Annotated in this window: 20 protein-coding genes; 8 read left to right on the top strand and 12 right to left on the bottom strand. The window is 59.0% G+C overall.

All coding sequences use genetic code 11. From position 1 onward, the window contains the following. The first annotated feature begins 3 nt into the window (after window positions 1-3). The 7 genes from ccoO to ccoS are packed head-to-tail and all read left to right on the top strand — an operon-like array spanning window position 4 to window position 5,239. Window positions 4-735, top strand: coding sequence for a cytochrome-c oxidase, cbb3-type subunit II (gene ccoO, locus KD146_RS06270; protein WP_212657855.1), 732 nt, complete (start codon window positions 4-6; stop codon window positions 733-735). Continuing rightward, window positions 736-909: a cbb3-type cytochrome c oxidase subunit 3 gene (locus KD146_RS06265; RefSeq protein WP_212657854.1), complete on the top strand. Its 174-nt coding sequence runs from the start codon at window positions 736-738 to the stop codon at window positions 907-909. Beyond that, complete coding sequence (gene ccoP / locus KD146_RS06260; RefSeq protein WP_212657853.1) at window positions 900-1,781, top strand: cytochrome-c oxidase, cbb3-type subunit III; 882 nt, start codon at window positions 900-902, stop codon at window positions 1,779-1,781. Before KD146_RS06265 ends, ccoP begins: the two co-directional genes overlap by 10 nt. After that, a complete protein-coding gene (locus tag KD146_RS06255; protein ID WP_212659219.1) occupies window positions 1,778-1,990 on the top strand; it encodes a hypothetical protein in 213 nt (70 codons plus the stop codon). Before ccoP ends, KD146_RS06255 begins: the two co-directional genes overlap by 4 nt. 24 nt (window positions 1,991-2,014) lie before the next feature. Then, window positions 2,015-2,812, top strand: a complete 798-nt coding sequence (locus KD146_RS06250) for a DUF2189 domain-containing protein (RefSeq protein ID WP_212657852.1) — start codon at window positions 2,015-2,017, stop codon at window positions 2,810-2,812. A 4-nt stretch (window positions 2,813-2,816) separates the two neighbouring features. Further along, window positions 2,817-5,078 carry a heavy metal translocating P-type ATPase gene (locus KD146_RS06245; protein WP_212657851.1) on the top strand — a complete coding sequence of 754 codons (2,262 nt, stop codon included), beginning with the start codon at window positions 2,817-2,819 and terminating at the stop codon, window positions 5,076-5,078. Continuing rightward, on the top strand, window positions 5,075-5,239 hold the full coding sequence (ccoS, locus tag KD146_RS06240; RefSeq protein WP_212657850.1) for a cbb3-type cytochrome oxidase assembly protein CcoS: 165 nt from the start codon (window positions 5,075-5,077) through the stop codon (window positions 5,237-5,239). The genes KD146_RS06245 and ccoS overlap by 4 nt, the downstream gene beginning before the upstream one ends. A 50-nt stretch (window positions 5,240-5,289) precedes the next feature. Here the strand turns inward: ccoS and KD146_RS06235 are convergent, their stop codons facing one another. The 12 genes from KD146_RS06235 to KD146_RS06180 form a co-directional block, all read right to left on the bottom strand. Further along, a complete protein-coding gene (locus KD146_RS06235; protein ID WP_212657849.1) occupies window positions 5,290-6,501 on the bottom strand; it encodes an ABC transporter permease in 1,212 nt (403 codons plus the stop codon). Further along, the gene (locus tag KD146_RS06230; protein WP_427857059.1) at window positions 6,491-7,237 is read right to left on the bottom strand and encodes an ABC transporter ATP-binding protein; all 747 of its coding nucleotides are present in this window, start codon (window positions 7,235-7,237) and stop codon (window positions 6,491-6,493) included. The genes KD146_RS06235 and KD146_RS06230 overlap by 11 nt, the downstream gene beginning before the upstream one ends. Next, window positions 7,237-8,424 (bottom strand): efflux RND transporter periplasmic adaptor subunit, encoded by a 1,188-nt coding sequence (locus tag KD146_RS06225; RefSeq protein ID WP_212657848.1) that lies wholly within the window; start codon window positions 8,422-8,424, stop codon window positions 7,237-7,239. The genes KD146_RS06230 and KD146_RS06225 overlap by 1 nt, the downstream gene beginning before the upstream one ends. Before the next feature lie 223 nt (window positions 8,425-8,647). Then, the gene (locus KD146_RS06220) at window positions 8,648-10,381 is read right to left on the bottom strand and encodes an ABC transporter substrate-binding protein (protein WP_212657847.1); all 1,734 of its coding nucleotides are present in this window, start codon (window positions 10,379-10,381) and stop codon (window positions 8,648-8,650) included. 72 nt (window positions 10,382-10,453) lie between these two features. Next, window positions 10,454-10,735, bottom strand: coding sequence for a DUF2160 domain-containing protein (locus tag KD146_RS06215; RefSeq protein WP_212657846.1), 282 nt, complete (start codon window positions 10,733-10,735; stop codon window positions 10,454-10,456). Window positions 10,736-10,744: 9 nt separating this feature from the next. After that, the gene (locus KD146_RS06210) at window positions 10,745-11,641 is read right to left on the bottom strand and encodes a carbohydrate ABC transporter permease (protein WP_427857057.1); all 897 of its coding nucleotides are present in this window, start codon (window positions 11,639-11,641) and stop codon (window positions 10,745-10,747) included. Beyond that, window positions 11,638-12,510, bottom strand: coding sequence for a carbohydrate ABC transporter permease (locus KD146_RS06205; protein WP_212657845.1), 873 nt, complete (start codon window positions 12,508-12,510; stop codon window positions 11,638-11,640). The genes KD146_RS06210 and KD146_RS06205 overlap by 4 nt, the downstream gene beginning before the upstream one ends. 2 nt (window positions 12,511-12,512) lie before the next feature. Further along, window positions 12,513-13,583, bottom strand: a complete 1,071-nt coding sequence (locus KD146_RS06200; RefSeq protein WP_212657844.1) for an ABC transporter ATP-binding protein — start codon at window positions 13,581-13,583, stop codon at window positions 12,513-12,515. Next, entirely contained in the window at window positions 13,570-14,676 is a 1,107-nt protein-coding gene (locus tag KD146_RS06195) for an ABC transporter ATP-binding protein (RefSeq protein WP_212657843.1), read from the bottom strand. Before KD146_RS06195 ends, KD146_RS06200 begins: the two co-directional genes overlap by 14 nt. 808 nt (window positions 14,677-15,484) lie before the next feature. Next, window positions 15,485-16,264: an ATP-binding cassette domain-containing protein gene (locus KD146_RS06190; protein WP_212657842.1), complete on the bottom strand. Its 780-nt coding sequence runs from the start codon at window positions 16,262-16,264 to the stop codon at window positions 15,485-15,487. Window position 16,265: 1 nt separating this feature from the next. Continuing rightward, complete coding sequence (locus tag KD146_RS06185) at window positions 16,266-17,387, bottom strand: ABC transporter permease (protein WP_212657841.1); 1,122 nt, start codon at window positions 17,385-17,387, stop codon at window positions 16,266-16,268. A gap of 57 nt (window positions 17,388-17,444) precedes the next feature. Continuing rightward, on the bottom strand, window positions 17,445-18,395 hold the full coding sequence (locus KD146_RS06180; protein WP_212657840.1) for a sugar ABC transporter substrate-binding protein: 951 nt from the start codon (window positions 18,393-18,395) through the stop codon (window positions 17,445-17,447). A 189-nt stretch (window positions 18,396-18,584) separates the two neighbouring features. Here KD146_RS06180 and KD146_RS06175 point away from each other — a divergent pair, with 189 nt between their 5' ends. Continuing rightward, window positions 18,585-19,583, top strand: a complete 999-nt coding sequence (locus KD146_RS06175) for a LacI family DNA-binding transcriptional regulator (RefSeq protein WP_212657839.1) — start codon at window positions 18,585-18,587, stop codon at window positions 19,581-19,583.

Genomic DNA, 19,583 nt, shown 5'->3' with positions numbered 1-19,583 from the left:
CTGATGTTCGGCCTTCACTACAATCTAGAACGCAGCGCCATTGGGCTTGTTGTTTTCATCGTCATCGTCGCATCGATTGGCGGCCTGATCGAGATCGCCCCCCTGTTTTCTATCGACGAGACCGTCGAAGAGGCGCCCGACATGCGCGTCTACACACCGCTCGAAGTGGCGGGGCGCAACATCTACATCCGCGAAGGCTGCTATGCCTGCCACAGCCAGATGATCCGAACCCTGCGCGATGAAGTGGAACGCTACGGACCTTATTCGCTGGCCGTGGAGAGCAGCTACGACCATCCCATGCTCTGGGGCTCCAAGCGTACAGGTCCTGACCTTGCCCGCGTGGGAAACAAGTACTCAGATGACTGGCAGACCCTTCATCTGAACAACCCACGTGACGTGGTGCCTGAATCCAAGATGCCGGCTTATCGCTGGCTGCTGCGCAACTCGTTGCGCACCGACGATCTGGGTGAACACCTGACCGCGCTACGTACCGTGGGGGTACCCTATAGCGACGAACAGATCGTCAACGCCAGCCTGGACGCTTTTGGACAGGCCAATCCCGATACGCCAGAAGGCGATGGCGTTTTTGAACGCTATGGCGACGCCACCAATGTTCGCACTTTTGATGGCGTTCCCGAACGTCTCACCGAAATGGATGCGCTGGTGGCCTATCTCCAGATCCTCGGCAACCTGACCAATGCCGCTCACCAACCCAACCAGGCGGAGGCCGAATAGATGCCGTTCGATCACGAGACAATCGTCGGCTTTTCCAAGTCGTTCGGCCTGTTTTACCTCGTCGCCCTGAGCATTATTGCACTGGTGTGGACCTATTGGCCGTCCAACAAGAAGGGGTTTGATGAAGCTGCCAAAATGCCGATCCTTGAAGAGGAGGACCGGCCATGGCGGTAGGTGAACGCGACAAGATCTCGGGGCAGATGACCACCGGGCATGAATGGAATGGCATCAAGGAACTCAACACACCCGTTCCCAAAATTCTCTATATCGTTCTGACGATCGCGGTCTGTTTTGCTGTCATCTGGACCATCCTCAATCCCAGCTGGCCTGGCATAAATGGCTATTTCCGCGGCCTTCTGGGCGTTGACCAGAAGGCAGAAGTAGCCGAGGTGGTGCAGCAGGCACAAATGGACAGGGCAACCTGGACGGATCGAATTGTGTCTGAGGACTATGCTGCAATTCAGGCTGATCCAGCCCTGATGACCATTGTACGCGAGACGGGCAATACGCTGTTTGGCGACAACTGCGCCGCCTGTCACGGCACCAGCGCAACTGGCAATCCCGGCTTCCCCAATCTGACCCAGGCCCCCACCATGTGGGGCGACGATCCAGAGATCATCGCCGAAACCATCCGCGTGGGCATCAATGGCTCCAGCGACGACACGCGCTATGCCCAGATGCTGGCGTTTGGACGCGACCAGATGCTCGAAAGCGAAGACATCAACACGGTCGTGACCTATGTGCAGGCCTTGTCACAGCCCGATCTGGCAGCGGCAACCGATCCAGAACTCCTGGCAACGGGCGCGACCATTTTTGCTGAAAATTGTGCCGCCTGTCATGGCGAGACGGCCAAGGGCCTTACTGATACCGGGGCCCCCAATCTGACAGACGCTTTCTGGATATATGGTAGTGACCGCGCTGCCATCCGCCACTCGGTCTTTGCCGGCCGCGCAGGCGTCATGCCATCCTGGGAGGGGCGCCTGACGCCCGCCGACATCAAGCTGCTGACGCTTTATGTCCTTGATCTGCGGGCCAACGCGCAATGACTGTGCCCGGTCACCTAAAGGGCGTCGACACTTGTGCGCGCGGCACTCGCCGCATGATGGTGGCCGTGGCCCTTGTGCTCATCGGCGTCCTGCTGGCCGCCAATGCGCACCTGGTCTACGTGGCTTTTTCCTCGCAGCCCGACTGCATCACCCATCTTCAGGACGCTGGTGAAAACGGCACTTATCGCGCCGCCAAGTCAGCTTGCTGAGACAGCCAATAATCGGATCGCATCATGGCCAAGACACTGCTCCCCATTCCCGATACCGTCCCGGCGCTGCCCAAGGCCGTCGATCATAATCGCCATCTACCCGCGACCGACGCCCTTAAATGGCTCTCTCTGGGCTGGCGTGATCTGTGGACACATCCCCTTCCCAGCCTACTCTATGGCCTTGGTATCGCGCTGCTCTCCCTGCTGGTGATTGGCGCCATGGTCAACTTTGGCTGGGCCCAGATCCTGTTTCCTGCCCTGGCTGGATTTCTCGTGGTCGGGCCACTGCTCGCGACAGGACTCTATGAAAAGAGCCGCCGTATTGAAGCCGGCGAAAAGGTCTCCTTCTGGGCAATGGTCTTCCCCCGCCGCGGTGGCGGAACGCACCTGCTCTATGTCGGCACTATTTTGCTCATGCTGATGTTGATCTGGGTGCGCGCCGCAGTGCTCCTCTATGCCCTGTTTTTCGGCGTGCGCCCGTTCCCCGGCTTTGACCAGATTATCAACACGCTGTTCACCACCCCTACCGGCATTGCCATGCTGCTGGTCGGTACGGCAATCGGCGGCCTGTTTGCTGCCTTTGCATTTGCGATCAGCGCCTTTTCCATCCCCATGATGCTGGACCGGCGTCTGGACGCTTTCTCGGCGATGGGCCTGTCCATGTCCTTTGTCTGGAACAACCTGCCTGCAGCGCTGCTGTGGGGCGCAATCGTGCTCGCGCTGACGGCCATTGGCCTTGGCACCGCCCTGATTGGCTTGATCATCATCTTCCCACTGCTGGGCCATGCCACCTGGCACGCTTACGCAGCCGTGCGGGACTAAACACATGACTTGTTGCCTGCCGCCGCCAGAGTTCATCGAGGCTGTCGCGGGACCCACTCAGCCTGGCCCGGGCGATAACGAACTGCGCCTGGCCAGTCGCGATATCGGCGATGGCCTGCGCCAGACCGATTTGTCCGTGCCCTCGATCCATTGTGGCGGCTGCATTCGCAGCATTGAAAAAGCCCTGAGCGGCATCGAGGGCATCGTCTCGGCCCGGGTCAACCTGTCGACCAAACGCGTGGCCGTGCGCTGGCGCGATACCGCCGCACCACCACCCATGGTCAGGACGCTGGCCGATTTGGGGTACCCCGCTAATCTGTTTGAAACCCAGGAAGACCAAGCAGACCGCACCCTGCCTGGCCTGTTGCGCGCTTTGGCGGTATCAGCCTTTGTTTCGATGAACATCATGATGCTATCCGGTTCGGTCTGGGCTGGCGCCGATGATGCTACCCGCGACGTGCTGCACTGGATCTGCGCGGCTCTGGCCCTGCCTGCCATGCTCTATTCAGGCCGTATCTTCTATGTCTCGGCTTGGAACGCTGTTCGACATGGCCGCACCAATATGGACGTGCCCATCACCATCGGCATCACCTTGGCGTTCGCCCTGAGCTTTTATGACACCATCTTTCAGGGCGATCAGGTCTATTACGACGCCGCAGTCTCGCTGATCTTCTTCCTGCTTATTGGCCGCACGCTTGATCACGTCATGCGCGAGCGCGCTCGCAATGCGGTCAAGGGCCTGATCAAGCTGGCGCCTCGCGGCGCGTTGGTCCTCACTCAAGACGGCAACCGCGAATACCTGCCTCTGCGCGAGATCATCCCCGGCATGACCATCCTGCTGGCCGCAGGCGAACGCGTCCCCGTCGATGCTGTCGTCCTGAGCGGTCGCTCGGACCTCGACCGCAGCCTGATCAATGGGGAAAGCGTGCCTGTCGCCGCATCGGAAGGCCTCCTGCTTGAAGCGGGAACGCTCAATCTGACCGGCCCCCTCACCCTTCGGGCCCAAGCCGCCGAACAGGATTCCACGCTGGCGCAGATGGTCCGACTGATGGAAGCCGCCGAGAGCGGACGCAACCGCTATCGGCGCATTGCTGATCGCGCAGCCGAATTCTACTCGCCCGTGGTGCACCTTGCGGCATTGGCTGCTTTTGTGGGTTGGATGGTCATCAATGGCGATCTGCATAACGCTGTTACTGTGGCCATTGCCGTGCTGATCATCACCTGCCCCTGCGCGCTCGGTCTGGCCGTGCCCATGGTGCAGGTCGTGGCCGCCCGCCGCCTGTTCGATGCTGGCATCATGGTCAAGGATGGCTCGGCCCTTGAACGGCTGGCGGAAATCGACACCATCATTTTCGACAAGACCGGCACCCTGACCCTGGGCACGCCCCAATTGCAGCATCCGGCACATATCGAACCAGCTCTACTTGGCCGCGCCGCAGCACTGGCCAGCTATTCCCGGCATCCGTTCTCTTGGGCAATCGCCCAGACCGGCAAAACGGAATCGTCCGGCATTGTGTTTGACAATGTGACCGAGCACCCCGGCTTGGGCATCGAAGGCACCTTGAATGGCGACACCTTTCGCCTCGGTCGCGCCGAATGGGCCATAGCGGACAACACAGAGACCAGCAGTACAGTCCTGAGCTGCAATGGTTTTGCCGTGCACAACTTCAATTTCACCGAGACCCTTCGCCCGCGGGCCATAGATGCCGTCGCTGCATTGCAGGGTCGGGGCCTGCAGCTTGAGATCGTTTCGGGCGACCGCACGGCGCCAGTGGCAAGCGTCGCCACAGCGCTGGGCATTCCCCGCTTCGCCAGCGATATACTGCCCGGCGGCAAGACCCAAATTATTGCAGCGCTGGCTGCGCAGGGACGCAAGGTACTGATGGTGGGCGACGGCCTCAATGATGCCCCAGCTCTCACTGCGGCTCACGCCTCAATGGCGCCGTCCAGTGCTGCCGATGTCGGGCGTAGCGCCGCGGATTTCGTCTTCCTGCATGACGATCTCAGCGCCATCCCACTGGCACTGGCGATTGCCCGTGACGCGGGCAAGCTGGTGCAACAGAATCTGGCGCTTTCGGTTCTCTACAACGTGGTCGCCCTGCCCGTCGCTCTGGCCGGTCTGGTCAATCCCTTCCTCGCCGCAATCGCCATGTCGCTTTCGTCGATCGTAGTGGTACTGAACGCGCTGCGTCTTGGCTGGCGGGGCTACCCGCAGTTCAAGCGGCCGCCCATCGTGTTGAGCCGTCCTGCGTCAGCACTGACATGAGCGATTTCTTCTTTCTCATACCCGTTTCGATCGTACTGGGGGCTGCCGGTCTGGCAATCTTCCTGTGGACCTTGCGCGATGGCCAGTATGACGACCTCGACGGCGCCGCCCAACGTATCCTCTACGAGGACGATGAGCCCCGTCAGGACCCGCCTCAGTAATCCGCGCCACCCGCTGCAGCAACGTTAGGCGGCGCGCTTTCAGGGCGACCTCATTCCCGACGGAGTGCTTCTATGGGGTTGAGGCGCGCAGCCTGTCGGGCCGGGAAATATCCAAAGATCACACCAATGGCTGCCGAGAACGCAAAGGCACCAAACACCACGAGCGGGTCGATGATGAACGGCACATCGAGAAAACTGCCGGCAATGGCCGCCAGAGCCAGGCCCAGACCAATGCCAATAATGCCACCGAACAGCGACAACACGATCGCCTCGACGAGGAACTGCATCAAGATCTGGCGCTCTGAGGCGCCAATCGCCAGTCGAATGCCGATCTCCTTGGTGCGCTCGGTCACCGAAACCAGCATGATGTTCATGATGCCAATACCGCCCACCAGAAGACTGACGCCGGCCACCGCGGCCAGAAGACCCGTCAAAATGCCAGTCACGGTCGATAGCATGGAAGCGACCTGCTCCATGTCGAAAACATTAAAGTCGTCTTCTTCGCCCGTTGCGATCTGACGACGCTCGCGCATCAGTAGCTCAATGTCGCGAATGACCTTGGCGGTCGAGAACCCCTCCCGCACCGCGACATAGATCATGTTCACGTCGGCATTGCCGGCAATGCGGCGCTGAAAGGTGCGCAGCGGCATGATGACGATATCATCCTGATCAGAGCCGAAGCTCGAACTGCCACGTGACACGAGCACGCCAATGATCCGGCAGGAAATCTGGCCGACGCGAATAGTCTCCCCGATCGGGTCACCTGTTCCAAAGAACAGGCTGCGGGTCGTGTCGCCAATGACGCATGCAGCACTACCGGCCTGCAGCTCGCTTTCATAGAAATCCCGTCCGTATTCAATGGGCCAGTCGCGGGCGATGAAATAGCGGTTATCGGTACCCGTCACCGCAGAGCTGTGATTTTCCGCTCCAAAAACCAGTGTCATCGTGCGTGAGGCAAAGGGAGCGGCTGTCAGTGCGCCCGGAATTTGATCAGCAACCGCGTCCACATCGCGAATGGTGAAGCTGGCCGCGCTACCGCCGCCGGAGGCGGGCCCACCGGCCTCTTGACCCGGCATGACCATCAACAGATTGCTGCCCAGCTGGGCGACTTCTGTGGCGACCCTGGCGGTGGTGCCCTGCCCCAGTGTCACCATGGCAATGACCGCCACCACACCAATCACCACGCCCAGCACGGTAAGCGATGAGCGCAGGGCATTGCGAAAGATCGCGTGAATGGCCAATCGACCGGTTTCAAGTATCATTGAGACGCCCCTTGGTCACCACATCGGACTCGATACGACCGTCGCGAAAGCTAATTAGCCGATCGGCGTACGCCGCCATGTCCGGCTCGTGGGTCACCATGACAATGGTGATTCCTTCGTCTCGATTGAGCGCGACCAGCAACTCCATGATGTCGCCCGCCATTGCCGTATCAAGATTGCCGGTCGGTTCGTCCGCCAGCACCACATCGGGCCGGCTGACTATGGCGCGCGCTATGGCCACTCTTTGCTGCTGACCGCCAGACAACTGCGATGGGTCGTGATGTTCGCGCCCACTCAAACCGACCCTTGCCAGCGCTTCGAGCGCCATGCGTCGTCGCTGGCCTGCAGCAATACCCTGATAGATGAGCGGCAGTTCCACATTGTCGAGGGCTGACGTGCGCGCCAACAGATTATAGCCCTGGAACACAAATCCGAGGAAATTGCGCCGCAGCAGCGCACTCTGATTGCGTCCGATACAGCCGACGTCAACGCCACCGAACAGATAGCTGCCCGCGCTTGGGCTATCGAGGCAACCGATTATGTTCATGGCTGTCGACTTGCCCGAGCCGCTTGGGCCCATAATGGCGGCAAACTCCCCCCGAGCAATGGTCAGATCAACGCCGCGCAAGGCATGCACCTCGGCCTCACCAGTGCCAAAGACCTTGGTGATCCCGCGCAGTTCAATAAGGGTCTCAGCCACGTCAGGGGCGTGCGGCATCTCAGTGGGGGCAGGCATCAGGCCGGGCCCGCATCAACGATCACCCGATCACCAATGCCAAGCTCGCCATCCAGAACGACCGTAAAGCTGCCATCACTACTGCCGGGCTGCATAAGAACGGGCACCGCTTGATCACCGCGCAGAACCCACACTGTTCGCTGCCCTGCTGGCTCCAAAGGTGGTGTTATTGGTGTGTCCGGGGTGAACCGCAATGCCGCATTGGGCACCCGCAACACACCTGCGGACTCCGCCACAATGATAGAGGCCGTTGCCGTCATGCCGGGGCGCAACAGGAGATCCGAATTGTCGACAGCTAGAATGGCCTTGTAGGTCACCACGCCGTTGACGGTCAGTGGCGCAAAGCGCAGTTCGGCAATCTCGGCCGGGAACGACATGTTCTGAAATGCCTCGACCGTAAAGCTGGCCCGATCGCCTTCGGACACCAGGCCAATATCTGCCTCGTCGATGTCGACCTGCAACTGCATGCGCGAGAGGTCTTCGGCCAGCGTGAACAGTGTTGGGGCGGAGAAAGACGCTGCCAAAATCTGGCCAACTTCGACATTGCGATCAAGAATGATCCCGTCAATGGGAGCGCAGATGCAGGCTTTGGTCAGGTTGGCTTCGTTAAGCGCCAGGTCGGCCTGCGCAATCGCGACATTGGCAGCCGCGCTTTGCAGTGCAGCGGTTGCACGGGCGAAATTGGATTTAGCGCTCAGCAGCACCTGATCGGACGCTACGCCCTTGTCGGCCAGTTGCAGCGAGCGTTCATAGGCCTGATCGGTCTCATCCAGCGTTGCCCGGGCTTCGGCCACCCGGGCCTGTGCAGCGTCAACATTGGCCCGCGCACGGGTAAGGTTGGCCTCAAGGGTTGCCGTATCAAGCTGGGCCAGCACATCGCCGGATTTGACGATGTCGTTGAAGTCAAAATTGACCGATCGAACCGTGCCAGACAATTCTGTCGATATCTGCACCGTGTTTGTGGGCTCCACCGAACCGGTGGCAGTGACAGTGACAGTCACGTCGCCACTATCGATGACCTGCGTCACATATGACGGCGCGCTCTCGCCAACTGCGCCCTGCCACCAAATCCATGCCCCGCCAGTAACCGCAGCCAGCCCAACCACAATCACGGTCGGCCAGACCCATCTGTGTTGCGGCTTGGCCTGACGCAGTATGGATTCGATCTCAGCGGTTTTGGTTGGCACTCGACAACTCCCGAACTGGATCGACGCACTGCCGACCGATCAGAAGCCTAGAAGAGACTGAAGCAAGGCTTTTGACCTGCATCAAACGTCTCGCGGTTTTGATAACCAATGATAGAGGCCAAGAGCTCCTCGCAGCCTCGTAAATCCTATTGAGACCAAAGAAATGGCGCCGGGCCAGGCATTACCCGGTCCGACGCCTGCCTCTGTTGGGAGAGATGTGCGGTTACTGCTGAGCGTCAGCCCAGCTCTTGAGCAGGTCGTCGTAATTGACGGTCATGCCCTGCTCTTTTTCATCAGCGATTGCCAGCTGTGGCGCCAGATTGCCGTTGGCGACTGCATCGGCATTCCAGTAGGCCAGATCATGCTCTTCAGCGAGCACGGGGCCGAATTCGCCCTGAATGCCAGCGCGTTCGAGGCGCGACATCACCTTCTCCTGCTCTTCACACAGCGAGTCCATGGCTTCCTGAGGTGTCTTTGCGCCTGCTGCAGCATCACCAATCGCCTGCCACCAGAGCTGAGCCAGCTTTGGATAGTCAGGAACGTTGGTACCGGTTGGGGACCACTGCACACGCGCAGGCGAGCGATAGAATTCGACCAGTCCACCAAGTTGTGGAGCGCGATCGGTAAAGCTCTGGTCACGGATCGTGCTTTCGCGAGCGAAAGTCAGGCCAACATGGCTTTTCTTGACGTCCACGGTCTTGGAGGTCACGAACTGCGCGTACAGCCAGGCAGCCGATGCGCGGTCAACCGGGGTCGACTTCATCAGTGTCCATGACCCCACGTCCTGATAGCCAAGCTTCATGCCGTCTTTCCAGTAAACGCCGTGTGGCGAAGGCGCCATACGCCATTTGGGCGTGCCGTCTTCGTTCATCACTGGCAGGCCGGGCTTGACCATGTCGGCAGTGAAGGCGGTGTACCAGAAGATCTGCTGGGCAATATTGCCCTGCGATGGCACGGGGCCGGATTCACCGAACGTCATGCCCTGCGCTTCTGGTGGCGCATAAGCCTTCAGCCAGTCGAGATACTTCTGGATCGAATAGACAGCAGCCGGTCCATTGGTGTCACCACCACGGGCGACGCAAGACCCAACAGGCTGGGATTTGTCGTTGACCTTGATGCCCCATTCGTCGACGGGCAGGCCGTTGGGAATGCCCTTGTCGCCATTGCCGGCCATGGAGAGCCATGCATCGGTGAAGCGCCAGCCCAGCGAAGGATCCTTTTTGCCGTAGTCCATGTGGCCATAGACTTCCACGCCGTCGATTTCGCGACCGGTGAAAAACTCGGCGATATCCTCATATGCCGACCAGTTCACCGGAACGCCCAGATCGTAGCCATACTTAGCCTTGAATTCCGACTTGTTGGCTTCATCGGCGAACCAGTCAGCACGGAACCAGTACAGATTGGCAAACTGCTGATCGGGCAACTGGTAGAGTTTGCCATCAGGTGCCGTCGTAAACGAGGAACCGATGAAGTCCTCGAGGTCCAGACCAGGATTGGTAACGGCAGCGCCCTCACCAGCCATCCAGTCAGTCAGATTGCGGACCTGCTGATAGCGCCAGTGGGTGCCGATCAGATCGCTGTCATTGATATAGGCGTCATAGATGTTCTCGCCCGACTGCATCTGGGTTTGCAGCTTTTCGACAACGTCGCCTTCGCCGATCAGGTCATGGGTGACCTTGATACCGGTGATATCGAAGAACGCCTGTGCCAGCGTCTTGGACTCGTATTCGTGCGTAGTCAGGGTTTCCGAGGCCACCTTGACTTCCATTCCTGCGAATGGCGCTGCGGCGTCGATGAACCACTGCATTTCGGCTTCCTGGTCGGCGCGTGACAGCGTCGACATCTCGCCGATTTCAGCGTCAAGGAATGCCTCCGCCTCCGCCATGCCGGCATAAGCCGGGGTGCCTGCAAGCATCAGGGCGAGCGTTGCAGTCGATGTAAGCAAGTTCAGTCGCATTGTAGTCCTCCCTAGTCTTTTGATTTTCGTCTGAAAGCGGCAACCATGCGGGGCCGCCCCCCATCCCCTCGCCTAGACAAAGCGGAACACGCAGATCGCGTAGACCACCGACACGGCGAGACTCCACCACAGGTTGGGCCCGATCAGCCCAAGCCATGCGAGATTGATAAAGGCACTGCCCAGCAGCGACACGAACAGGCGATCACCGCGCGTTGTTTCGAACCTGAGAATGCCCACGCGAGGGCTGCCGCCGGGAACGCGATATTCCCAGATGGCCATACCGACCAGCAGCGCAAAAATGGTAAGAAAGAACAACGCCGTCGGCCAGGTCCAGGCCATCCATGAGAAGTCCATAGCGCCCTCCTAAACCCGCCCGAGGGCAAAGCCCTTGGCGATGTAGTTGCGTACGAAATAGATGACCAAAGCACCCGGGATGATGGTCAGAACCCCGGCTGCTGCCAGCACCCCCCAATCCATCCCCGAGGCCGAAACCGTTCGAGTCATGATCGCTGAAATCGGCTTGGCGTCCGTGGTGGTCAGCGTGCGGGCCAGCAGCAGTTCGACCCAGGAGAACATGAAGCAGAAGAAAGCCACCACACCGATGCCCGAAGCAATCAGCGGCATGAAAATCTTGATGAAGAAACGCGGGAACGAGTAGCCGTCAATATAGGCGGTCTCGTCGATTTCCTTGGGCACGCCCGACATGAAGCCCTCAAGGATCCAGATCGCCAAAGGCACATTGAACAGGCAGTGCGCCAGCGCCACCGCGATATGGGTGTCGATCAGACCGAACGATGAATACAACTGGAAGAACGGCAGCGCGAACACCGCAGGCGGGGCCATGCGGTTGGTCAGCAGCCAGAAGAATAGGTGCTTGTCGCCCAAAAAGCGGTAACGCGAGAAGGCATAGGCCGCCGGCAGCGCCACCAGCAGGGAAATCACCGTATTGAGCGCAACATAGATGATCGAGTTGATATAGCCCGAATACCAGGACGGATCGGTGAAGATCACGGCGTAATTGTGCCAGGTGAACTCGTTGGGAAACAAGGTGAAGGATGCGGTGATTTCCTGATTGGTCTTGAAACTCATATTGACCAGCCAGTAGATCGGCAGCAGCAGAAACACGATGTAGATGGTGGGGATCAGCCAGGAATAGCTGACTGTCCGCGGACGGCGACTGATAACGCCACCACCCTGTTGCGTTTGGTCCAAGGCAGCATTGCTCATCGGGGCGGCAGCGCCCATTGCAGGATCACTCATCGGTCGTCTCCCTGCCCCAGATTGGTCATGACGGTATAGAACACCCAGCTCATCAGCAGCACGATCATGAAGTAGATCAGCGACATCGCGGCAGCAGGGCCAAGGTCAAACTGCCCAATTGCTATCTTCACCAGATCAATGGACAGGAAGGTCGTCGAATTGCCCGGCCCGCCGCCCGTCACCACGAAGGGCTCGGTGTAGATCATGAACGAATCCATGAAACGCAGCAGCACGGCGATCAGCAGCACGCGTTGCATCTTGGGCAGTTGAATGAACCGGAAGACCGACCAGCGCGAGGCGCCATCAATTTTGGCCGCTTGGTAATAGGCATCCGGGATCGAGACCAGACCGGCATAGCAAAGCAGTACGACAAGGCTGGTCCAGTGCCAGACGTCCATCAGCACCACCGTGACCCAGGCATCAAAGGGGTCCTGCACATAGTTGTAGTCGATACCCAGCCCAGCCAGCGTATGGCCAAGCAAGCCAATATCGACACGGCCGAATACCTGCCAGATGGTCCCCACCACGTTCCACGGGATCAGCAATGGCAGCGACATCAGCACCAGACAGACCGTCACCCCCAGACCCTTTTTGGGCATGTTGAGCGCAATCAGGATGCCCAGCGGCACTTCAATGGCCAGGATCAGACCGGAAAAAATCAGATTGCGCCCCAGCGCATTCCAGAAGCGATCCGAGTGCAGCACTTCCTCAAACCACTCCAGCCCCGCCCAGAAGAACTGGTTATTGCCGAAAGTGTCCTGCACCGAATAGTTGACCACCGTCATCAGCGGAATGATCGCCGAGAATGCCACCAGCACCAGCATCGGCAGCACCAGAAACCAGGCTCTGTTGTTCCAGCTTCTTTCCATGATCAGCCCCTCAAGTCCTGGCGCCAGGAATTGGCGTAGATATTGATGCCCTTCGGATCGAAGGTGATGTGTGGATCAGCAGGGATCTCACCGTGTTCAGGAACTATGGCGGCCAGATCGAGACCGTCGAGCCGGGCCCGCACGATCTTGTGGCGACCGATATCCTCCACCGCATGAATCGTGATCGGCAGCCCTTGGCGCCCAACTTGGACATACTCCGGTCGAACACCGAGTTCGGTCTTTGCACCCGCTTCGACCCTGGCTGAGCCGGGCAGATCAACGCTCTGATTGCCAAGGCGCGCCACGGCGCCGTCCAAGGCTACCGGAAACACATTCATGCCGGGCGAGCCGATGAAATAACCAACAAAGGTATGGCTTGGGCGCTCGAACAGTTCCGACGGCGTGCCGATCTGCACGATAACTCCTTCATACATCACCATCACCTTGTCAGCGAAGGTCAGCGCCTCGGTCTGATCGTGGGTGACATAGACCATGGTGTGGCCAAAGCGCTTGTGCAGCTGCTTGAGCTGGCTGCGCAGCACCCATTTCATGTGCGGATCGATCACCGTGAGTGGTTCATCGAACAGGATGGCGTTGACGTCAGAGCGCACCAGACCACGGCCCAGCGAGATTTTCTGCTTCTGATCAGCGGTCAGGCCGCGCGCCTTCCGATGCGCCAGATCAGACAGATCGATCATCTCAAGCGTCTCGGTGACCTTGCGCTTGATATCGTCCTCGGCGAACCGCCGGTTTCGCAACGGAAACGCCAGATTATCGTACACCGTCATGGTGTCGTAGATCACGGGGAACTGGAAAACCTGGGCGATGTTGCGTTGTTCAGGCGTCAGCGCCGTCACATCCATGCCGTCGAACAGAATACGGCCGCGCGAGGGGTGAACCAGTCCCGAAATAATGTTCAGCAGGCTGGTCTTGCCACACCCTGAGGGACCGAGCAGGGCGTAGGCGCCGCCATCATCCCATTGGTGATGGACTTCCTTGAGCGCAAAGTCGGCATCGCTCTTGGGGTTGGGGAGATAGGAGTGGCGGATATGGTCGAGATCAATTCGTGCCATTGCGCGCCTCCCCTGTAGCGTTTGGTTGGCTAGTGGTCACGGAACGCCCCTGCTCGTCGAAGACCAGCAGCAATTGCGGATCCAGAAACACTTCAATCTGTGAATCGACATCAAAGTCATGAACACCCGAGGTCAGCATGACCCAGCGCGCATCGACATAGCGCAAATGCACAAAGCTCTCTGATCCGGTAATTTCCATGGCCGTCACACTGGCGTTGATTGCCACCGATGCGGCATTGGCGGGGGTCAGCGATAAATGATGTGGCTGGAAGCCGATCGTGTAGGTACCATCAGGGATGCTGACCAGATGCGGCGGCACGGCAAAGCCGAAGCCCCCCTCAATCTGAAACGACGTGCCCGCCTTGCGCATGGTAATGATATTGAGCGGCGGGTCGGAAAAGGTCTTCGCTGTGATCAGGTCACGCGGCTGCCGGAAAACATCGATGGTCTTGCCGAACTGGGTGATACACCCCTCCGACAGGGTGGCCGTATTGCCGCCCAGCAAGAGCGCCTCCGATGGTTCGGTCGTAGCGTAGACGAAGATCGTGCCAGCCTCAGCAAAGATGCGCGGCAGTTCCGCGCGCAATTCTTCGCGTAATTTGTAATCGAGATTGGCAAGTGGCTCATCAAGCAGCACCAGACCGGCATTCTTGACAATGGCACGCGCCAGCGCGCAGCGCTGTTGCTGACCACCCGACAGGTTCAACGGTGTCCGCTGCAGGTAGGGTGTCAGCTTCATCAGTTCAGCGGCGCTCTGTACCGCTTCGTCGATCGCCTTTTTGTCGGCCCCGGCCACGCGCATCGGCGAGGCAATATTCTCATAGACGGTCATGGTGGGGTAGTTGATGAACTGCTGAAACACCATGGCGATGTCACGCTTCTGTGGTGGCACCCCCGTCACATCGACACCGTCAAAACTCAGTCGGCCATGTGTAGGCTTGTCCAACCCTGCCATCAGGCGCATCAAGCTGGTCTTGCCCGACAATGTCGGGCCCAGCAGCACGTTCAGCGTCCCGCGCTCCAGCCTTAGCGACACATCGCTTATATGGGTCTGTGCGCCGACCACCTTGGTAATGCTGTCGAGTTCGAGCAAGCTCTTGATCCTTTCCAACCAGCTAAGCCGGCGTCGCAAACGCCAATCAGTGCCAGGTAGCAGTCGAGTTACGCAGCGCAGCCCATCGTGTCCGATGTGCCAGGCCGGAGGCGGCTTACAATCGTTTCGCGGATTTGCGCCCATCCCCGGGCTACCGCGGAACGCATTCCATCTGCACTGAGATCGGGTCCAAAATGCTGGCCAGGATCACCGTGGTCTGCAGCAAGTTCCGACACGGCGTTCGCCGCAGCGCCAAAAGGCGCCAAGCGTGCGGGGTCGGGTAGATCTATCAAACCATACGCCTGAGCAGCCGACTTGACGACAGCCGCAATGCGAAATGTGAAGACCCTGACATTGGGCGATACAGCCGGCCTTAGCCGCGCCGGACTGGAACACCCGACAACGGCGTCACCATCGGCAAATACGCCATGGGCGCAAGTGCAAACCATTGATTCCTCCCGGCCGCCCGGCGCTGGTTATCCAGTCATCTCGAGCACAATCCGAGCTAATACGAAACCAAATCGAGTGTCAATCGAAACCAAATATGCCGCGCATCATCACCATTAAGAAACCAAACGCGCATTCACGGCCGACACTGCATTTCGGCACTCCCTCCGGATCCGGAACCGATTTTGATGTTTGCGATCAGATGGTTGAGGTCACATTCGCTTTGAACGCCCCCTCCAATTGCAGCACCGAGAGCCGTGCTGCGGACCTCTTGATACCTTCTCACCACCCAACAAAAAGGCCCCACACCATCGCTGAACGGTGTGGGACCCATCGCTATTCGTAGTGCGTGCCTTGCAGCTCAGACAGTGCCGCTCAATGAACCTTCGAGCACAGCCAGTTCCTGCCCACCAGCCATCAGGTCCTGCAACTCCTCGGAGCTGATTTCACCCCGCGGCGCGGTGCCTAGCGTCTGGCCGCGGTTGAGGACGGTGAACCGGTCCCCAACGGCCATCGCGTGGCGCACATTATGGGTGATGAACACCACAGCCACGCCCTTCTTGCGCACCTTGTCGATGGTCGCCAGCACATTGGAGGTCTGCCGCACACCCAGCGCCGAGGTCGGTTCGTCGAGGATCAGCACCCGGGCGCCGAAATACACCGCGCGCGCGATTGCTACGGTCTGGCGTTCGCCACCCGAAAGCGTCCCCACCGCCTGATCCGGCCCGCGCAGATTGATGCCCATCTTGCGCATTTCGCTCATGGTGACCTCATTGGCCAGATCATGGTCGAAGAACTTGAAAGGCCCCCGCCCCGTCAGGGGCTCGTTGCCCATGAAGAAGTTGCGGCTGATCGACATCAGCGGGATCATCGCAAGATCCTGATACACAGTGGCGATGCCGGCATCGATGGCATCGCGTGGCGTGGTGAAGTTCATCGGCGCACCATCGAGCAGGATCTCGCCCTTGGTTGGCTTGTGCACTCCAGACATGGTCTTGATGAAGGTCGACTTGCCGGCCCCATTGTCCCCAAGCAGGCAATGACATTCGCCGGCCATCACCTCAAGCGAGACCCCGGCCAGAGCGATAATCTGGCCAAAGTGCTTCTCGATATTCTTCATCTCGATAACGGGTTTGGTCATCCTAGCGCTCCCCGGTAATCAGGCGGCGGATATAGGTGTTCAACACCACAGCCAGCAGAAGAATAAGGCCCAGGAACACCCGGAACAGCGAGCTTTCGACGCCAGCAAAGAACAATCCCTGCTGCACGACGCCAAAAATCAGCGCGCCAAGCCCTGCCCCGATAATCGAGCCATAGCCGCCGGTCAGCAAAGCGCCGCCGATCACCACTGAAATAATCGCCTCGAACTCCTTGAGCACCCCGCGGTCGGCGCCCGCAGAACCGAACTCCATGACCTGACACGTTGCCAGCACGGTGGCGCAGAAGGCCGTGAAAACGAACATCAGGATTTTGACGCGATTGACCGGCACACCAACATAGCTGGCCGCCCGGGCGTCACCGCCAGAAGCGAAGATCCAGTTGCCGAAACGGGTGCGAGTCAGCAGCACATGAGCAAACACGATCAACACCAGGGCCCACACAACCAGTGCGGGAATCCCGTCCACAATGGGTTTTCCGGCATTGATCCCGCGGTCATAGACCTCGATCCAGCCATTATCGCCCATCCACGAGAAGAGCGGCTGCAGGATTTTGCCCCCAAACAGCGAGGCAACCCAATCGCCCTCCGCCGCCTCGCGAATGCCACCAATGATGGTCTTACGCTCGAGCGTCTGTGGCACGAAAATCGTAAAGCCACGCAGAATGAACAACAGCGCCAGCGTAACGATGAAACTGGGCAGCCCTGTCTTGACCACGATGAAACCGTTCAGCGCGCCAATGGCTAGGCAGACCCCGAATGTCACCAGGATCGCGGCCCACATGGGCCAACCAAAGGTTACAGCCAACAGCGCGATCGACATGCCGGCAAAACCGATCATCGAGCCAATCGACAGGTCAAACTCGCCCGCAATCATCAGCAGGCAGGCGCCTACCGCGATAATGGCAAACTGTGCTGACACGGTGGACCAGTTCAAAATGCCCGCCGCCGAGAACATCCCTGAATCGGAAGCCAGCAAGGCAAACATGGCGAATACCACCATGGTGCCAAATATGGCGCCCAGTTCAGGCCTCAGCAGTGCTTTGCGCAAAGGCGACGTGGATTTGACGCGTTCGTCGTCTGAACCAGATTGTACCGGATCCGACATGCTAACCCTCCCCAATATGAAAAGGGCGGCTATTGAATAGCCGCCCCATCTCGATAGCTAGCGGTACTCACCAGCGTACTTTTCAACCATTTCGAGGCCGTCCTTGGTGACAAAACCGGGGCCCGAATTGATGTTATTGCCTGGCAGAACGCCATACCGATCATAATTGGTCATGATCACCACTGGCAGGTAGGCCTGCAGGAAGGGCTGCTGGTCGATACCCCACTCGATAACGCCCGACTTGATGGCGTTGACGATTTCGGTGCCCAGATCGAAAGTACCGAAGTAGATTTCGCCAGCCATGCCGTTTTCTTCAAGCGCCAGGATTGTCGGATCAGCCGAGGTTGGCCCAAGCGTGATAATCGCATCAACGTCGGGATTGGCCGAAAGATAGGCCATCACGCGGTTCTTGATTTCAGCTGGATCCTGGCCAACGTCGATCATCGACTCGCCCAGATCAATACCAAGACCATCAGCAAATCCACGGCAGCGCTCAGCCACCGCAGCGTTGGAGATCACGTGGTTCACACAGACGAAACTCTCAACACCATCGCCCTTGGCACGCAGACCGGCAGCATAGCCCGCATCGTACTCAGGCTGCCCCACAAACATCATCGCGCCAACTTCGCGTGCCTGTTCTGCAGAGCCTGAATTAATGATGATGACATTGATGCCCTGATCGACCGCGGCACGGATGGGGCCACTGAGCACGTCATAATCGGCCAGTGTGGTGATGATCCCGTTGGGCCCTGAGGCCGCGGCCTGATCGATGATCCGGGCCATGTCGCCAAGATCGCCTGTTGGCGGATTGCGGTACTCGACCTCAACACCCATCTGCTCGCCCGCAAGCGCCACGCCATTTTTGATTGTATTCCACCAGCTATCGGAGTCCGGTGCGTGGCTGACCAGAATGTACTTCTCACCTTCGGCTTGCGCCACAGTCGCTGAGGCGAGTGGGGCAACCGCAACCAGGGCCGTCAGCGCGAGGGCCTTAAACATCGACTTCATAAATTCCTCCCAGAATTTTCTTCGGCGTTCCGTCCAGGGAAGGCAGCGTTTCTCCACCTTCTGTTAATCAGTAATACACACCGGAACCGCATTTGCAATCGGTTGCAAAATTTCTCATACTATCGATACTGAACCCGTCGGGAGTTTTGCTGTAAGTAGCGTGGGCTTAGTTCGTGTGGAGATGACACAATGATACCGACGCTCAAGGACGTGGCTGAACGCGCCGGGGTTTCCCGTTCGGCCGTCTCGCGTTGCTTCACCGAAGGCGCGTCGGTCTCCAAGAAGATGCGCATCAAGGTTGAGAAGGCCGCCGCCGAACTTGGCTACAGCCCAAATTTTCTGGCGCGCAGCCTGACCACCCGCCGCACCAAGCTCATCGGTCTGGTGGTCAGCAACTTCAAGAACCCGTTCTTCCTGCAGGTGTTCGACCTGTTCACCCTGGGACTCCAGGAACGAGGCCTGAGGCCGCTGCTGGTAAACCTATCCAATGAGACCGACCCGGCACATTCTGTACAGATGCTGCGGCAATACTCAGTAGACGGCGTCATTGTTGCATCGTCCACACTGCCCCAGGATTTCGCCAAGGCGTTCCGCGCTGCGGCAATACCGGTCGTGCACACTTTCGGGCAGAAGTCGGGATCGCCCGAAGTTCATGTCGTGGGCATCGACAATGAATATTGCGGCCAGATGGCCGCCCAGGAATTCCTGGCGCGTGGCTACACAAATGTAGGCTTTCTGGGCGGTCCCGAGACGGCCTCATCGACTAGGGATCGCTGGCAGGGTTTCGCCACCGAGCTGCGCAAACACACCAATGTCAGGGCGTCCTGCACTTACGCAAAGGCCTATAGCTTTCCCGCGGGGCGCGAAGCGATGACCAAACTGCTCGCAGAGAAACCAGCACAGGCCTATTTCTGTGCCGACGACGTCATCTCGCTGGGCGCTCTGAGCGCCATGCGCGACGCTGGGCTGCGCGTACCCCAGGATATTGGCGTACTGGGCCTGAACGATATGGAAATAGCCGGCTGGGAATCGGTTAACCTGACCACCATTCATCAGCCCGTCGAAGACATCGTCAATTCCTCGATCGAGCTGATCGAGTCCTTGCTGGCAAACCCGGATCGACGCCCCGAGGCGCGCACCTTTGCCTGCCGGATTGTAGAGCGCGGGACCTTGCGACCCCGCACTTGA

The sequence above is a fragment of the Devosia litorisediminis genome (genome assembly GCF_018334155.1).
GTDB lineage: Bacteria > Pseudomonadota > Alphaproteobacteria > Rhizobiales > Devosiaceae > Devosia > Devosia litorisediminis.
This window is presented reverse-complemented; position numbering and strand designations above follow the sequence as displayed.

What these genes read in the sequence shown, in the direction of transcription:
- KD146_RS06185 (WP_212657841.1), bottom strand. Translation starts at nt 17,387, where the DNA reads ATGTCGGATCCGGTACAATCTGGTTCAGACGACGAACGCGTCAAATCC.
- KD146_RS06190 (WP_212657842.1), bottom strand. Translation starts at nt 16,264, where the DNA reads ATGACCAAACCCGTTATCGAGATGAAGAATATCGAGAAGCACTTTGGC.
- KD146_RS06210 (WP_427857057.1), bottom strand. Translation starts at nt 11,641, where the DNA reads ATGAGTGATCCTGCAATGGGCGCTGCCGCCCCGATGAGCAATGCTGCC.
- ccoP (WP_212657853.1), top strand. Translation starts at nt 900, where the DNA reads ATGGCGGTAGGTGAACGCGACAAGATCTCGGGGCAGATGACCACCGGG.
- KD146_RS06205 (WP_212657845.1), bottom strand. Translation starts at nt 12,510, where the DNA reads ATGGAAAGAAGCTGGAACAACAGAGCCTGGTTTCTGGTGCTGCCGATG.
- KD146_RS06265 (WP_212657854.1), top strand. Translation starts at nt 736, where the DNA reads ATGCCGTTCGATCACGAGACAATCGTCGGCTTTTCCAAGTCGTTCGGC.
- KD146_RS06175 (WP_212657839.1), top strand. Translation starts at nt 18,585, where the DNA reads ATGATACCGACGCTCAAGGACGTGGCTGAACGCGCCGGGGTTTCCCGT.
- KD146_RS06235 (WP_212657849.1), bottom strand. Translation starts at nt 6,501, where the DNA reads ATGATACTTGAAACCGGTCGATTGGCCATTCACGCGATCTTTCGCAAT.
- KD146_RS06230 (WP_427857059.1), bottom strand. Translation starts at nt 7,237, where the DNA reads ATGCCTGCCCCCACTGAGATGCCGCACGCCCCTGACGTGGCTGAGACC.
- KD146_RS06255 (WP_212659219.1), top strand. Translation starts at nt 1,778, where the DNA reads ATGACTGTGCCCGGTCACCTAAAGGGCGTCGACACTTGTGCGCGCGGC.
- ccoS (WP_212657850.1), top strand. Translation starts at nt 5,075, where the DNA reads ATGAGCGATTTCTTCTTTCTCATACCCGTTTCGATCGTACTGGGGGCT.
- KD146_RS06200 (WP_212657844.1), bottom strand. Translation starts at nt 13,583, where the DNA reads ATGGCACGAATTGATCTCGACCATATCCGCCACTCCTATCTCCCCAAC.
- KD146_RS06250 (WP_212657852.1), top strand. Translation starts at nt 2,015, where the DNA reads ATGGCCAAGACACTGCTCCCCATTCCCGATACCGTCCCGGCGCTGCCC.
- KD146_RS06180 (WP_212657840.1), bottom strand. Translation starts at nt 18,395, where the DNA reads ATGAAGTCGATGTTTAAGGCCCTCGCGCTGACGGCCCTGGTTGCGGTT.
- ccoO (WP_212657855.1), top strand. Translation starts at nt 4, where the DNA reads ATGTTCGGCCTTCACTACAATCTAGAACGCAGCGCCATTGGGCTTGTT.
- KD146_RS06245 (WP_212657851.1), top strand. Translation starts at nt 2,817, where the DNA reads ATGACTTGTTGCCTGCCGCCGCCAGAGTTCATCGAGGCTGTCGCGGGA.
- KD146_RS06220 (WP_212657847.1), bottom strand. Translation starts at nt 10,381, where the DNA reads ATGCGACTGAACTTGCTTACATCGACTGCAACGCTCGCCCTGATGCTT.
- KD146_RS06215 (WP_212657846.1), bottom strand. Translation starts at nt 10,735, where the DNA reads ATGGACTTCTCATGGATGGCCTGGACCTGGCCGACGGCGTTGTTCTTT.